14 protein-coding genes are annotated in these 14366 nt (G+C 47.2%); 8 read left to right on the top strand and 6 right to left on the bottom strand.

The genetic code is table 11. From position 1 onward, the window contains the following. The first annotated feature begins 259 nt into the window (after nt 1-259). On the top strand, nt 260-1708 hold the full coding sequence (locus ACRRNK_RS21225) for a DEAD/DEAH box helicase (protein ID WP_433944575.1): 1449 nt from the start codon (nt 260-262) through the stop codon (nt 1706-1708). Between the two features lie 250 nt (nt 1709-1958). On the opposite strand, the gene ACRRNK_RS21220 is transcribed toward ACRRNK_RS21225, so the two are convergent. The 5 genes from ACRRNK_RS21220 to ACRRNK_RS21200 form a co-directional block, all read right to left on the bottom strand. Continuing rightward, a complete protein-coding gene (locus ACRRNK_RS21220; RefSeq protein ID WP_433944574.1) occupies nt 1959-2990 on the bottom strand; it encodes a Gfo/Idh/MocA family protein in 1032 nt (343 codons plus the stop codon). A 209-nt stretch (nt 2991-3199) separates the two neighbouring features. Then, entirely contained in the window at nt 3200-3571 is a 372-nt protein-coding gene (locus ACRRNK_RS21215; protein WP_433946967.1) for a VOC family protein, read from the bottom strand. A gap of 107 nt (nt 3572-3678) precedes the next feature. Further along, nucleotides 3679-4032 (bottom strand): DUF4181 domain-containing protein, encoded by a 354-nt coding sequence (locus ACRRNK_RS21210; protein ID WP_433944573.1) that lies wholly within the window; start codon nt 4030-4032, stop codon nt 3679-3681. 75 nt (nt 4033-4107) lie between these two features. Further along, on the bottom strand, nt 4108-4614 hold the full coding sequence (locus ACRRNK_RS21205) for a DUF4188 domain-containing protein (RefSeq protein WP_433944572.1): 507 nt from the start codon (nt 4612-4614) through the stop codon (nt 4108-4110). 66 nt (nt 4615-4680) lie between these two features. Continuing rightward, on the bottom strand, nt 4681-5193 hold the full coding sequence (locus ACRRNK_RS21200; RefSeq protein WP_433944571.1) for a TetR/AcrR family transcriptional regulator: 513 nt from the start codon (nt 5191-5193) through the stop codon (nt 4681-4683). A gap of 248 nt (nt 5194-5441) precedes the next feature. On the opposite strand from ACRRNK_RS21200, the gene ACRRNK_RS21195 reads away from it, so the two are divergent. Then, complete coding sequence (locus ACRRNK_RS21195) at nt 5442-6119, top strand: L,D-transpeptidase family protein (RefSeq protein ID WP_433944570.1); 678 nt, start codon at nt 5442-5444, stop codon at nt 6117-6119. Here the strand turns inward: ACRRNK_RS21195 and ACRRNK_RS21190 are convergent. Next, a complete protein-coding gene (locus ACRRNK_RS21190; protein ID WP_433946966.1) occupies nt 6103-7080 on the bottom strand; it encodes a TRM11 family SAM-dependent methyltransferase in 978 nt (325 codons plus the stop codon). The two genes, ACRRNK_RS21195 and ACRRNK_RS21190, sit on opposite strands and share 17 nt — an antisense overlap. A 369-nt stretch (nt 7081-7449) precedes the next feature. Between ACRRNK_RS21190 and ACRRNK_RS21185 the strand changes: the two genes are divergently transcribed. The 6 genes from ACRRNK_RS21185 (at nt 7450) to ACRRNK_RS21160 (ending at nt 14276) form a co-directional block, all read left to right on the top strand. Next, nucleotides 7450-7791, top strand: coding sequence for a hypothetical protein (locus ACRRNK_RS21185; RefSeq protein ID WP_433944569.1), 342 nt, complete (start codon nt 7450-7452; stop codon nt 7789-7791). 191 nt (nt 7792-7982) lie between these two features. Then, entirely contained in the window at nt 7983-8540 is a 558-nt protein-coding gene (locus ACRRNK_RS21180; RefSeq protein WP_433944568.1) for a hypothetical protein, read from the top strand. Nucleotides 8541-8884: 344 nt separating this feature from the next. Further along, nucleotides 8885-10489, top strand: a complete 1605-nt coding sequence (locus tag ACRRNK_RS21175; protein ID WP_433944567.1) for a phospholipase D-like domain-containing protein — start codon at nt 8885-8887, stop codon at nt 10487-10489. An 83-nt stretch (nt 10490-10572) separates the two neighbouring features. Beyond that, on the top strand, nt 10573-11100 hold the full coding sequence (locus ACRRNK_RS21170) for a hypothetical protein (protein WP_433944566.1): 528 nt from the start codon (nt 10573-10575) through the stop codon (nt 11098-11100). Nucleotides 11101-11369: 269 nt separating this feature from the next. Beyond that, the gene (locus ACRRNK_RS21165; protein ID WP_433944565.1) at nt 11370-12206 is read left to right on the top strand and encodes a hypothetical protein; all 837 of its coding nucleotides are present in this window, start codon (nt 11370-11372) and stop codon (nt 12204-12206) included. A gap of 204 nt (nt 12207-12410) precedes the next feature. Beyond that, nucleotides 12411-14276: a zinc ribbon domain-containing protein gene (locus ACRRNK_RS21160; protein WP_433944564.1), complete on the top strand. Its 1866-nt coding sequence runs from the start codon at nt 12411-12413 to the stop codon at nt 14274-14276. The last annotated feature ends 90 nt before the right edge of the window (nt 14277-14366 follow it).

Raw genomic sequence — 14366 nt, 5'->3', positions numbered from 1 at the left:
GAGTAGGATTATGCTCGGTAGGAGATGACTCACTTTAAGACAGCCGGGATGGGAATTCAGAAGTATGGGAGTGTCTGGCAATTCCAAACCCGGCAGAAGAGGGGGAGCTGCCCAAGGAACACGCTCTTAGGCCGTCCTCCACAGCTCAATGGTGGGCGGGACTCCTCGGGACTGTGCTAGAATAAGCTTGAGCAGATGTTAGGCCAGCATTTGGCCCGATTACCAGCTAACATAACTTAGGATAAAAGAGGTTGCAGCGATGAATATAGAACATTTTGCAGAAGCCAGGTTAAGTGAAGAGATTGTCCGCGCCCTGCAGGGGCTAGGGTACGACCGTCCCACGGATGTGCAGAGTCAGGTGATCCCCCTGCTGCTTGAGGACAAGGATATTGTAGTGAAATCACAGACAGGAAGCGGTAAGACCGCGGCCTATGCCATTCCGCTCTGTGAGCTCGTGGACTGGAACGAGAACAAGCCGCAGGCGCTCGTCCTGACACCGACCCGGGAGCTGGCTGTACAGGTGAAGGAGGACATTACGAATATTGGCCGCTTCAAGCGGGTCAAGGCGGCGGCCGTATATGGGAGGCATCCTTACGCGGTGCAGAAGCTCGAGCTGAAGCAGAAGAATCACATTGTGGTAGGCACTCCAGGGCGCGTGCTGGACCATATCGAGAGAGGTTCACTGCCGCTTGGGCGCCTAAGATACCTTGTGATTGACGAAGCGGACGAGATGCTGAATATGGGCTTTATTGATCAGGTGGAAGCGATCATTCAGGCGTTACCTGTTGAGCGAGTCACCGTACTGCTGTCGGCTACGCTGCCCCAAGATGTCGATAATCTCAGCCACAAGTATATGAATGAGCCGGAATATATCGAAATTCAAGGGACGGGCGGTGTTACGACGAACCAGATCGAACACTCCCTTATCGAGGTCACAGAGGCGGACAAGCCGAAAGTGCTTCAGAACCTGCTGATTACAAGGAATCCAGACAGCTGTATGATCTTTTGCAGGACTCAGGAGCTGGTGAACCAGGTGTTCAGGCAGCTTGCAGACGCGGAGTATCCGTGTGACCGGATTCATGGGGGCATGGTGCAGGAGGACCGGTTCGAGGTCATGAATGCATTCCGCCGGGGCCAATTCCGCTATCTTGTTGCGACCGATGTTGCCGCCCGGGGGATTGATATTGAGAATATTACGCATGTCATTAACTATGATATTCCTATGGACAAGGAGAGCTATGTACACCGGACAGGCCGCACGGGCCGCGCGGGACGCACCGGACAGGCCATCACGCTGGTGACTCCGCGGGAGGACAAATATCTGGCCGAGATCGAACAGTATATCGGATTCCAGATCCCACGGGCGGAGGCTCCTTCCGAAGAGGAAGTGAGCGGGGGGCTCGAAGCTTTTGAACAGAAAATCTATTCGCGGACCGCACTTAAGAAAGAGAAGAGCGAAGAGATCAACAAGGAGATCATGAAGCTCTACTTCAATGGTGGGAAGAAGAAGAAGCTTAGAGCCGTGGACTTTGTGGGCACCATTGCCCGGATTGAAGGCGTAACCGCGGAGGATATCGGCATCATTACCATCCAGGATAATGTAAGCTATGTGGAGATTCTCAACGGCAAGGGGCCGCACGTGCTTCAGGTCATGAAGCATACCACCATTAAGGGCAAGCAGCTGAAGGTGCATAAAGCGAACAAGTAGCGAGTACGCGGTGATCGGTAAGTAAGTTGTAAGTGGTGAATGGACAGAAAGTAATACTCGAACCGTGTATAGAAGCAGGGCAGCCGTGGACCAGATAAATAAAGTCCTGGACTGCCCCTTGTCTTATTCAACTACGTTGCCGTTGTTTGGTTTCTACGTAATTTGACTTAAAGAAAAGTAATATTCCCGGTACTAACATATACCATGCCTACTAGTTGAAAACGGCTGCCGCCGTGTCATAACGGGGCTGTTAACTCCCGTTACGAACATGCTCTATAATTTCTTGCACAATAAGAGCGCTATGCAAATTTGGTAAATCGACTTTTTCTTCGCCACGTAAAATGGCAGACAAATCGTTGTAAAGCTTCCACTGCGCATGTACATAACCCCTTATATCTGGTGGGAACGATGATGCGTCAATTGGCTCTTCTAAGCCGACAGGTGAGTAATCCTTCTTTTCATTTGTAGCTATTTTCAAATTTTCACCTTCCAGAATGAGGGTTCCATGTGAACCGAAGATTTCGATTCGAGGCTTTCGAGCTACCGCAGCCGTAATAAATTGTAATGAGAATGTTCCTCCACTTTCGAATTCCCCGATTAAGAAGAAAGAATCATCTCCGTCTGTCGGTTTATATCCTGATTCGTGAATCCTCTCATTAACATGATTCTTGGTAAATCCTGAAATCTTTTTGGAAAAAGGACCGAACCAATGATATAGAGCATCGATCATATGTGAACCTATTGCCCCAAGCATGCCCCCACCTTTATCCAATTCCCATTGCCAGCCAAATGGATCGTGTTTTATTTTGGGCCATAGAGGCCATGCCTCTGACCAATCAACATGCAAAACTTCCCCGATTTGGTTGTTGGAAAGAATCTTATTGATTGCTTGTCGTTCTGGTAAGTATCTCCATTCAAAGTTTATAGCAACAATACTGTGATGTTTAGACGCGATTTTGTTCATTTCATAAACCTGAAGGTAGTTCAACGCTGGAGGTTTTTCACACAGCACATGAACTCCAGATTCAATTGCGTATAATGTTATTTCCATATGCAGGGCCGGATTTGTAGCGATTATTACTAAATCTAAATTCGTTTGATCAATCATCTGTTTCCAGTCATCAAAGGTATATTTAATATTTAGCTCTTCTGAAATTAACTGTGCTCGACCAGGACGTATACTGCTCAGGGCAACTAATTCAAAATCAGGATGTTTCAAAAGTATTGGTGCATGGACTTGGACGCCAAAACCAGTTCCTACAATACCTACACGATGTCCCACCCAATCTCTCCCTTATTATCATCTTCATTTACTACCGCTTCCGTTTGCTTTCGATATGGGTTGATGCAAAGAGAAGCAGTAATCCGGGTATAAGTGTAAAAAAGTACACGCTTTTTGGAGCATACCCCATGGGGTAGAGTGTTCCTCCACTCATTACCAGTAAGCTAACTATTCTTAGTTTATTAACTAAGGACATCTTGAGGCCTCCATCAAATACTTCCCGCTCCATCTTCTTCTTTCTCCCAAAGCTCGACCAGACGACCATCGGGATCTTCGATCCAAATAAACTTTCCAAAATCACTAACCTCTTTATCCTTTGCGAGAGGTACTCCAATATGTTCAAGATGCTTGATCGTCTCGTCGAGATTATGTACTTGGAAATTTAACATCACTTGTTGTTCTGTTGGGAAGTAACCGTCATTCTCGGTGAAGAAGGACAAGATAGTCTCATTTCCTGATTGGGGTTTGATCACAGTCCCATTCCAGTCACCGATTTCAAGCTTCAACACTTCGCTGTACCACTTTTTTGTAGCTTCGAGATTCTTGGTTCTCCAAAAAACGCCTCCAAAGCCTTTTATCATCATACACAGCTCCTAACTGTCATAAAAATTATTAGCCATCTGGTTACATTAGATATTTGACATCTAAATTCAAACCACTTAGAAGGTTCGACTCAGCTGCTGCTAAGTTATAGAAGAAAAAACGCTAAAGCTACACCAAGAGCCAATACAACAAGTGAAGCCAGGTACTCTTTGGAGCCTTTTCTATACTTCCAGTCCACAAAGGTCTGAAAACCGCCCGCCAGAATTATGGCTATAATCATAAGCCATTTTAATGTAGCCCCCTTGAGTCTATCCTCTATTACCATTACAACAATAGAAGCGATTGCGAAGAGAAAAAGGATAACCTTGCCCCATATTTCCGCTTTCCTTCCAACACGGGAAATCCCATCCACTTCTACGGTTCCAACTATCCACCGTCTTAAGAGATAAGAGGAAATAGATAGAATGATAGCTATAATTGCAGCTCCGCCACTCCCCATTCAAACACCCCCTGCAACGTCTCTGTTTCACAACTATATTACCATAATATGTAATTCAGTAATAAGCCGCAATGATTATTGAGGGTTAACCGGGGTCGGCACGGCGGGCTCATTCTCCCCTCCCATACGACGTCGCGACGTCTCCATCCGGCCAACAGCCGGAATATGCTCGGACACCTTCGCAAGCCCAAACACCGGCATATTGCCGTATACGCACTCATACTCGTTGGCTCGGATCTTATAGGTTTCATGGTAGATCCCGACAGTTCCATCCGTTCCGATCTTGCGGTTGAAATTTCGCCATGCGGTAAGATGCTGCCCGCCGCGGGCATACACTTCCAGTTGCTCATACGAATCCCAATATTGGAGCAGATGGATGCTGCGCCAGCTCAGCATGAACTCTGTGCCACGGAAGCCGAGCTTGCGATTGGTATAAAGCTCCCGCAGCATGGGTGTCATTGCCAGAAATACCGGCAGCCATTTGTGTACGGCCCAGAGCCGATTGACACGCATACCGATTAGGAAAACAACGAAATCCCCCTCCATACGAGCTGTGTATCTTCCAGGTATTACTTTCGCCATTGGAAATCATCTCCTTCAACGTTTCGTTAATAATTAATGGATGTGATCAAAAATAGGGAAGGTATGTTAATCCTGTTCACAGTAAGGTGAAAGCTCGGGCAGCTCCAATACCTTTGACATTACCGCAGTCATCCCGAGTCCAATAAAGCTAGAAGCCTGGAAGCCGGGCTGGGGAATCTTTGCTCGCTCGAATTTTTCCTTAACCACCTGATGAATATGGGCAAAGCCTTCCTGGACCTTTTGACGAATGATCGGCTCAGCCGTCGTGAACGCCTGCATCGACAGAAGCGTTTCGTCCCGGTGTGTGTCCAACAAGTCATAGAACGCTGCGCCCATCTGATCCATCAGCTGCTCCGCCGGCGCCTCGACTTCCTTGAACAAGCCTGCAATACGCTGGACGGACTGCTGCAGCACTGCGATGAACAGATCTTCCTTCGTTTTGAAAAAATGAAACACATAGGGTTGCGTAATCCCCACTACTTGAGCGATTTGTGCGGTCGTGGTCTTGTAATATCCTTGCTCGGCAAAGACGTTTATGGCTGTTTCGAGAATTTGCTGCTTGCGGTCTTCTTTGGCCACTTCTTGATGCCCTCCAAAATTCTATTTATTTATTACTTAATAAATACATGCGCCATCGCAAGTTGTCAACAATTTTTTCCATGTATAGTTAAAGTCGTAAGTAAGTAAGAAACTCTCGCCAACGAATTTCCCCAGGAACCGAAATCCCCTAAATTTTGTCTAGAAAAGCCTAGAATTCTGTCGTTAAATAGGGGGTAATGAGAGAAAGAGGGCTTTGGTAGAATAGGCACCTCGGAGGGGGAGAACGGGTGAGAGTATTCAGAGTTTTGGTTCTAATGACTGTAACTATGGTGGTGTTGTGTGCTGGCGTATCTGCTGAAGGCGCATCTGATAAGATGCCTCCGGTTCGCCAGGAGACTTCGGGAGGGCAGGTTATTCTGGTCGAGGCGGCAAGCACTTCTTCATTCAAAGGAACTTTGTCTCTGCGCGAGAAAATAAACGGGGAATGGAAGACAACGCTTAGCGGAATTCCGGTAGTTCTCGGCAAGAATGGGATTGGCAAGTCGCGAGAAGGCGATGGGAAGACACCTACAGGCACCTTCCCGATCGGTCACGCCTTTGGCACGGCAGCCAAGCCTGCGGGGCTGAAGCTGACCTATGCTCTGGCTGGCAGGCAGGATTACTGGATTGATGACCCTACATCAGCTCAGTATAACAAATGGGTTCACTATACGGGCAATCCGGCTGCTAGGTGGAAGTCCTTCGAGCGTCTGTATATCCCACAGTACAAATATGCTGTGGTAATCAGGTACAACGACAATCCGATTGTAAAAGGAAAAGGCAGCGCCATCTTCATGCACATTTGGCGGAGTCAAGATAGGCCAACCGCCGGCTGCGTTGCGATGTCAGAGGCGAACCTTCTTAAAGTCATGAGCAGGCTTGATCCGAAGCAGTCCCCTGTGATTACCATTACCCGCACACAATAATCTGCCGGGTAAATCCCGCCTTCCGGACAACTCCTCGGTCGAGCTCAGTGAGTCCCGACTCTGCAATCATCTCATTCATCGACTCGACGCTGATGATGACGACCTTGTCCGCAATCCGCCGGGCGTGCTTCAGAATGGACCTCTGGGTCTCCGAAGTGGCCTTCGAGAAGTGATTGTACGGCATGTCGACAATCGCCACATCATAATGCTCAGTGATGTCCGCAATATCACCGAGAGTTACCGGCGCGTTATAGCCGAAATGAGCAATATTCTCCCGCGCACCGCGGGCGATAAGCGGATTGATGTCCCGGCCAATAATGTCTATGCCCATGGACAGGGCTTCAATCATGACCGTCCCGATGCCGCAGCAGGGATCGATGGCCCGAACGCCTTCGGGCTTCGGAATGGCAATGTTGGCCGCGGCCCGGGCTACCCGCGTACTCAGGGCGATGGAGTAGCTGCGCGGCTTTTTCATATGATGGAGCCATACAGCGGTGCTTTTCTGGTAGCGGCCAAAGTACCAGCGCCCTCCCATGGCAACAAGACCGAACCAGTGGTCGGGCTTGTTCACGTCCGCCTCTCCTTCAATATGCATTCCCATCTCTCTTTCGATCGCGCGACGCTCATCATACTCGATTCGGTCATCGCCGGTAAGGTCGTTCGTTTTCACGAAGATGACTTTGAATGTATCTCCATTCAATTCGATCTGTTCCACTTGCTTCAAAATATCCTCAAGCTTATCCCCCTCGTACATCACATCGATGCGCTCGCGGATGAAGGGACTGCGGCTGGGGTCAATTTCGGTGGTGCTCTTCAGCAGGTTGGTCTCAGGCACAAATCCGAAGAAGGCCCGCATCTCTAATTGGCACAGCGAGACTTCCTCCTCCGGATAGGCATACGTGTATATAAATTCAGTCTTATTCAAATGAAATCTCCTTCGCGTCTTCTTAAATGAATGCATCAAGTATAATACATAGTCTAACGTACATTTCAAATCATCCGCCCGTAAAATGCAAAAAAATCACGAATTCTCCCCGCCGGGGTGGTACACTAAGGGGAGCGATTACAGGTGCGGCCTGTATCTATATAAGATGTAGTTAGAAAGATGACATGCAGGAGAGGCGTAAGGGAGGGGAAGGTTGGAACTGTAGGAGCGAAAGCGATCGCCTTTGTCTCCGGATTTCAACACACAATATAGTATAAATCAGAAATCTGGAGACAACAGCGGCCGAAAGTTCAAGCATTCCCCGTAGTTACGACCGTACCCAAAATGTGAAAATCTTAACTGCATCTTATATATTATATGACAAAAGAATGGAGCTAAGTTGAAATGGCACAATCCAAGCTAAAAATGGACCCAGTAAAAGCAGCCGGGCTGCTGGAGAAATGGATCTCATTCTACGATATGAACAATCCTAAAGCGTGGGACAGAGATGAGTATGGGTTTGTAAAAGATACCTGTAAAGCGATGCAGTTCGCGGCTCAGTCTCTGCGCGGTAAAGGCGGCGCGGTGAAGCCTGCTCAGCGCCAAGAGGCTGCGGCTCAGCTCAAAGATTGGGTGGAGGAGTATGAAATGGACAATCCAGCCAACTGGGAGAAAGAGAACGCCCAGTTCGTGAAAGAGGTCGTGCAGGCGATCGAGTTCGCAGCAGCCTTTCTGAGAGGGAAGTAGGGTAGATGTGAAGAACAACTCAAACTCTAAATAGTGGGTTAATGGGCCATAAATGTAGATTTGAATATGTAAAGGCATGATGTTTAGTTTCTACTGTATTAGGTACGGAGAACAAGCAAAAAATACTTTAAGAAGGCCCGAGATGGAGATCCCGGGCCTTTTTAATGAGTTTGGAGGCAGATTAACCCCTAATGGAAAATGTTTTTGTATTTAGCGTATCTAGTGAAGAAGATATTAAGATAACACTGAAGCAAACAGAGTCACCATTAGACCTTGTTAAAATTAATTATCAGAGTCCCAAGTCAACGTTTGTTCTACATGAGGATGAGATTGCTTTTGGTGCAATCGAGACATTTGGTGTAATGCTTAATAAAGCAATTCAGGGGGAACTTCAACTTGCTCCTGAATATCAACTATTAGGTGCGGGTTATCACTGGAATATTCTTACACATCAAATTCCCGATTGTGGGCCATTTGACGAGAATCCATTAGAAAAGTTTTGGTTGTGGTCAACCCCAAGTTCTAATGGTATTCAAACATGGATGTACAACATAAATGGTAATATCTGCATTGAATTAAGTCCTAATTATTCCTGGCATTTCACTGAACCAAAGGTAAACGATGAATATCATTCCTTTGAAAGTTTCATAAAAAACTTCAGTATAGTAAAGAGATTTAGTATTAATGTTGTGAAAGCTAGATTGTGGCATAATAAATATGAAGAGATATTGGAGTCAATTTCAAAATAATACTATTGAGACCTCGGGGCGAATGTTCCAAGGTCTTTCTTTTACCCCCACCCAGTGCCGAATGAATCGGGCGGCACATTACAAAAGAGAGCTTAACCTTCTCGCCTCCAACGTAATTTCTCTCTAATATCCCTGTACACACATATAGCGTTTGGAAAAAATTACCCAAATAACGTTTGAACAAAAGTTATAAAACTAATTATGACAAAGCTACGAGAGACTACACTCCAAAGTCACAAGACTTCAGAGCGTAGTCTCTTTCTGCTTTCATCCCGGGTCAGAGTAAGCAAGTTCTGTTTAATATATTACCAAGATGACGAATTGTGCGGGGAGAGGGTTCAATAATGAAGCAAAGCGGGATTGTATCCATCGATCAGTGGGATCGGAAGCTGCAGGACGGGATGATCAATTTCATGAACTACTATCTATCCCGCGGCCCGGTTGAGAAGGTTATAGAAGGAGCAGAGCTGGCGAAAGTATTCGCGGATACCCATATCCCGTTCGAGGCTGCAGTCCGCTATCGGCAGGAGCTCGGCGGGTTCTTCACCTCAACTGAGCAGCTGAAGGATCTGCCAGGCTTAACGATAGAGCTTCTGGAACAGCTGGCTTACCTAGTGGATAAGCTTGACCTCGGGAGACTAAGTGCCCTTCTTCCAGGGACTACAGAGAACAATAAAGTGGATGCCTATGTGAACGGCCCTGACTGCCTGCGGGTTCTGCTGGAGGAGATTAACCGGGCGGAGCGGTATATTCACCTGTCGGTCATGCTTTTCTTTAACGATAACTCTGGCAACAAGGTTGTCCAGGCACTGCTGGACGCGCGGGCTAGAGGGGTTATCGTACGGGTTATGGTGGATTACGGTATTACTGCCGCCGGGTATAACAGCAACCTGAAGTTTGGTGACTTCGGCAGTCTGGCCGAGCAGCTTGAGGCCGCTGGCTGTCAGCTTATTAATACATTTACAACCTGCTACAGCGATGTGGATTGGGAGAGCAAGAGAAAGGAGCTTGCCGCAGCCGGGGTGCCTGAGCATGGCTTGTTCCTCCAGGATTATGTTCAGGAGCAGGTTACTGTAGGACTGAATGTGATCAATCACCGGAAGTTCCTTGTGATAGATGGAGTTACGTCCATTGTGGGAAGCATTAATATTGGGGATCAATATTTATTCGAGAATCCGGTTATCGCTGAAGAGAACCAGGAGATAGATGGCAGAAAGCTCGGTTATCCGAGCAAGGAAGACGAGTGGCACGATGGCTGCTTCCGCATCCGGGGGGCTGCGGCTTATTCGCTGAACCAGATTTTTGTGTTCCAGTGGACGGTTCTGGGCGGGGAGATGTTCGATCCGGATGATGACTTTTACTATCCCGAGATGGATCGCAGCTTTGGAGAAGAGCAGTGCACGCTGTTCGCCAGCTTCCCCGGCAACCCGGTGAATCTGATTCAGCAGTACTATCTGGACCTGCTTAAATATGCGGGGGATGAGACGATTATTGTGAATCCTTATCTGATTGACAATGCGTTCTGGGAGATGCTTAAGAGCCTCGGTGAGGAGCAGGCCCAGCATATTAGCATCTGCAACCCGCTGAACGTGAACGATCATCCGACCAACAAAGCCGCGGTCCAGAGCCATATGTACGGCCCTTTTCACAAAGGGGTCTCCTACTATGATTACAGTAAGACCGAACGCTTCTCCCATTGGAAAATCACTTATGACGCCAGATCCAATTGTGTGTTCCACGGCTCCTATAATATTAATGAGCGAAGTGCCTGTCACGACTTCGAGCTGGGCGTTCTGGTCAAGGGCAAATCCTTCGCGGACAAGGTCCGTAGAATGATTGGTTATGATCTGAGTGTCTCGGAACGGGTGACGAGCGACAAGGTCTTCTTCAAACACCCCTCTTTGCACCTGAGTACCTATTTCAATAAAGCAACAGAATATTTTACCTGAGAGAATATGTTAAAATATGGATTACGCGAATGGATTTATTATATAATCATTCCGAAGGAGTGATTCTTATTCTATTGGTCCATATGAACAGACGAACGTTCCAATTGCTAGGTGATGAAGAGCTTGGGCAAGCGTGTTTTGACCCGCTGATTCAGAGGTACAAAGAGGAGCAGACTCTGGGAAATGACTTTACTACCTTGTTTAATCAACTTACCCGGGGACAGCAGGCTTTATTTGTGTTCCAAGTCTATTACTTGCATGCAACCGAATCTTTAACCGAGTATTATTGGTGGAGTGCGTATTTCTTGGCGACCGGGGAGCGCTGGGCCGGATTGAAGGCCAGTCTTAGATACTTCGGAGAAGAGGAGCTTCTGGATATTCTAGAGTCTACGGAGAAGGTACTTGTTGACACCGGACATCCCCTGAAGCTGGAGCAGTTCGATCTCTCCAGAGATCATCTGCATCAGCATCCGAAGCTGCTTGCGGCTATAGAAGTTCTGGAAGAGAGGTACCAGGCGGTTGTTCCAGGAGCCTGTAAGCGGATTGCTGCGTATATCCGGAGTCACCCGGATGAGTTCATTCATTTGGAAGAAGATACTCTTACAATCTAATAGAGACCTATAGTGGCCTGTTTCGGGATTTACCCGGAATAAGGCCGCTTTTTTGTGATATGCCCTTTTATGGAAAATGCAAGTGTCCCCTTTAACGCACAAAAGAAATTGTGGTTGATTAATCCAAAAAGATATATCATAATAATGAAAGATTCATAGACAAAAAGACCTATAATTGGCAATTACAAAGGAAATTTATAGGATCTAGGACTTGCTTTTACATAGTAAAGTCAGACTACATAATTTTACAAAATGGGGGAACAGATTCAATGCATTGTACAAATTGTAATCACTACAATGATGGTGGAAAGTTCTGCGAGAACTGCGGAGCCAAGCTTCCGGCGGAAGTCGCGGCAACGTCCGAGAATGTAGGGCAGTCTCCGGTTCAGCCTGAGTATACACAGCAGCAGGAGCCTGTATATCACACACCACCTCAGCATGCGGGGTATCCCGGCAGCGGACAGCCTGCGGCTCAGCCGAATGTGTATTTACAGAATGCGAAGAATGTATCGCGGCTTTATTTTAACTATTTCGGAGCGATTCTCAAGAGACCTTTCTCAAGCATCCATAACATTGGTGGAGAACAGCTGATCAATGGAATTATTACTATGGTACTATTTAGTCTTCTGGCTCCTCTAATGGTCTACTTCAGTATTAGCTCTATGGCTAGAGAGTTCCTCTCCAAGAGCCCATTTCTGGACATTGTAATCAAGCCAACACTTTCACTGGCTATTCTAATCCTGCTTGTAGCTACTTTCTGCTTCGGTGCAATCAAGCTGGCCAAGATTAATGCCGGTTACCGTGATGTTATCGCCAGATTTGGCGCCCTGCTGGTTCCTTTCCTGGGCCTCATGGTCATTGCCTTCGTATTGTCTATTCTGCAGCTTGAGATCTTTAGCTTTTTCCTGGTTGGGGCTTTTCTGGGAATGCTGTTCATTGCACCGCCGCTCGTGATCACCAGCTGGGTCAAGAAAGACGCTAGAGGGCTGGACGCTGTCTATGGTGTTCTGTTGACTTATATTGCTACGTTCATCACCCTTGATATCATTGGTAAAGCCATAGTCAAGATCCTTGATGATGTTGTTCCTGGCAGCATGTTCTTCTAAGGCAACAACTATAATTTGATAACCAACCTTTGTGAATTGAATTAAAGACTGCGTAATACCGAGCCATGGAGAACTAGTCCAGACCGTTTGTGTAATATTCAGCTCTTAAGTTCAATCCATATCAACACAATAAATAATCAGATCACCTCCATCACTCCAGTAATAGGGGCCTTTGGAGGTGTTTTTGAGTGGGGGAGTACAGCGATGGCTTTTTGCAAAGAATGTGGATCAACGCTTCAAGAGAATGCGGCTTTCTGTAAGGAGTGCGGTACCCAGGTCGGTCAGGTGCGGGAGACCTCGGCGCCAGCCCAGCTCCAGCGCAGTGCAGTGCCGGTAAGTGAATCAATTCCGTCCAAGCCGATGTCGAAGAGAACGAAATGGACCTTGATTTCGGCAGGGGCGCTGATCATTGTGCTGATTGCCGGCTACAAGACCGGGGAGTATTTGCTGTCCAAGGAGCGGCTGGTCAGCCGCTTTGAGTTAGCTCTTCAAGCGAAAGACAGCAAGAAGGTAGCTTCGCTCCTAACTTCAAATGACAAGCAGCTGGTCATTGAAGAGGCTTCGGTCAAGAACCTGATGGGTTATTTGGCGAAGCACCCGGACGAGCAGAACAGTCTGATCCAGGATCTCAAATCCCAAGCGAAGCAGTCTGATGACGCCTCTTCTTCGGGATCCATTCACCTGGAGAAGGAAGGCAAAAAGCTGCTTATCTACAACAATTATGAACTGAATGTAACACCGGTATATTTGAAGCTTGGCACGAATTATAAAGACGTGAGTCTGCTCGTAGATGGGAAGGAAGTTACCAAATCCAATAAGGAGTACTACGAGAAGACTGTAGGTCCCTATGTTCCGGGAACCTACAAGCTCGAGGCAAGGCTTAAGACAGATTTCGTGGATCTGGTGAAGTCCGAGGAGGTTGATCTGTTCGGATCAGGCAGTGAATATTCGGAGAATCTTGAGCTTCAAGGGGAGGATGTCACCATCTCCATGGGGCTTGGGGCAGAGTCCGGCTTGAAAGGCAGCTTAATCATTAACGGCAAGGATGTGGGCCTCGACCCGTTCAAACAATCCTCGTTCGGACCGGTAATGACTGACGGATCTGTGAAGCTTGCTGTCGAAGGAGATTACCCATGGGGCAAGATGAGAACGGATGAAGTGACCATTAACGGAAGCTATGTGGAGGTTAATCTGGCCGCGAACAGTGAATTTGAGAGTGGCATTATGAAGGTCATTGCCAAGCATTCGGGCGAGAGGCTCAAGGCTTATACGTCCGGGGATGCAGCTGCTTTTACCCAGGCTACTCAGAGCTATAAAGAGAATGAACTATCCAGAATTAAGTACAACATGGAGTCCGGGAATTATTATAAAGGTAAATATCTGGGAACCCGCTTTGATATGAATTCATTCAGCCTGTATAACGACAATGGGAAATGGCATGCCTCGGTGCTCGTTCAAGGTATGTACAACGAGGACACGTTCTATGAAGGGGAGATTCCGGTACCGGAGGATGCAACCCATGATGAGCGCTTCATCCTTACGTATGACGCGGCTAAGAAGGCTTGGCTGGTGGATTCCGAGGAACAGACCTACAGCTACAGCGATGAGAATATCAAAGAGATAAAGGAACAATCCCCGAAGGTATACACCAGCGGATCAGCAGCTTCCACGGAGGTAAATACTACGGGCGCGGCGGGACAAGCCGATTCTTCAGCTATTCAATCTTTCATGAGTGATTATCTAACTACTTCCGTCTATGCGATCAATGACCGGAGCTTTGATGAAGTCGCTTCTTATATTGACCCTTCAGGTCCTGCATATAAGGAGTCTTCCAGTTATATCGACTACTTGAACGGGAAGGGGATTACGGAGGAACTGCTCTCTCAGACCGTGACCGACTTCAAGGCCAGTGCGGACAGCAAGAGTTATGAAGTAACTACCGCCGAGGAATACAATATTAACTATAATGACGGTACGACCAAGTATAAGAAGTTCAAATCGGTGTACAAGCTGGTTGTCATTGACGGTTCACTGAAGATGAACAAATTAATCAGTACCAAAGAGCAATAACACCACGAATCACCTGAATAAGCATGGCTATAAGCCCCTGTCTGTGAAATTGGAACAGACAGGGGTTTATTCATTTCATGTAATCATTGG

It is taken from the genome of Paenibacillus sp. SN-8-1, assembly GCF_050995535.1.
GTDB lineage: Bacteria > Bacillota > Bacilli > Paenibacillales > Paenibacillaceae > Fontibacillus.
Note: the sequence above shows the minus strand (reverse complement) of the source record. Positions and strands in the feature narration are given on the sequence as shown.

What these genes read in the sequence shown, in the direction of transcription:
- ACRRNK_RS21225 (WP_433944575.1), top strand. Translation starts at nt 260, where the DNA reads ATGAATATAGAACATTTTGCAGAAGCCAGGTTAAGTGAAGAGATTGTC.
- ACRRNK_RS21215 (WP_433946967.1), bottom strand. Translation starts at nt 3,571, where the DNA reads ATGATAAAAGGCTTTGGAGGCGTTTTTTGGAGAACCAAGAATCTCGAA.
- ACRRNK_RS21210 (WP_433944573.1), bottom strand. Translation starts at nt 4,032, where the DNA reads ATGGGGAGTGGCGGAGCTGCAATTATAGCTATCATTCTATCTATTTCC.
- ACRRNK_RS21205 (WP_433944572.1), bottom strand. Translation starts at nt 4,614, where the DNA reads ATGGCGAAAGTAATACCTGGAAGATACACAGCTCGTATGGAGGGGGAT.
- ACRRNK_RS21190 (WP_433946966.1), bottom strand. Translation starts at nt 7,080, where the DNA reads ATGCATTCATTTAAGAAGACGCGAAGGAGATTTCATTTGAATAAGACT.
- ACRRNK_RS21185 (WP_433944569.1), top strand. Translation starts at nt 7,450, where the DNA reads ATGGCACAATCCAAGCTAAAAATGGACCCAGTAAAAGCAGCCGGGCTG.
- ACRRNK_RS21180 (WP_433944568.1), top strand. Translation starts at nt 7,983, where the DNA reads ATGGAAAATGTTTTTGTATTTAGCGTATCTAGTGAAGAAGATATTAAG.
- ACRRNK_RS21175 (WP_433944567.1), top strand. Translation starts at nt 8,885, where the DNA reads ATGAAGCAAAGCGGGATTGTATCCATCGATCAGTGGGATCGGAAGCTG.
- ACRRNK_RS21170 (WP_433944566.1), top strand. Translation starts at nt 10,573, where the DNA reads ATGAACAGACGAACGTTCCAATTGCTAGGTGATGAAGAGCTTGGGCAA.
- ACRRNK_RS21165 (WP_433944565.1), top strand. Translation starts at nt 11,370, where the DNA reads ATGCATTGTACAAATTGTAATCACTACAATGATGGTGGAAAGTTCTGC.
- ACRRNK_RS21160 (WP_433944564.1), top strand. Translation starts at nt 12,411, where the DNA reads ATGGCTTTTTGCAAAGAATGTGGATCAACGCTTCAAGAGAATGCGGCT.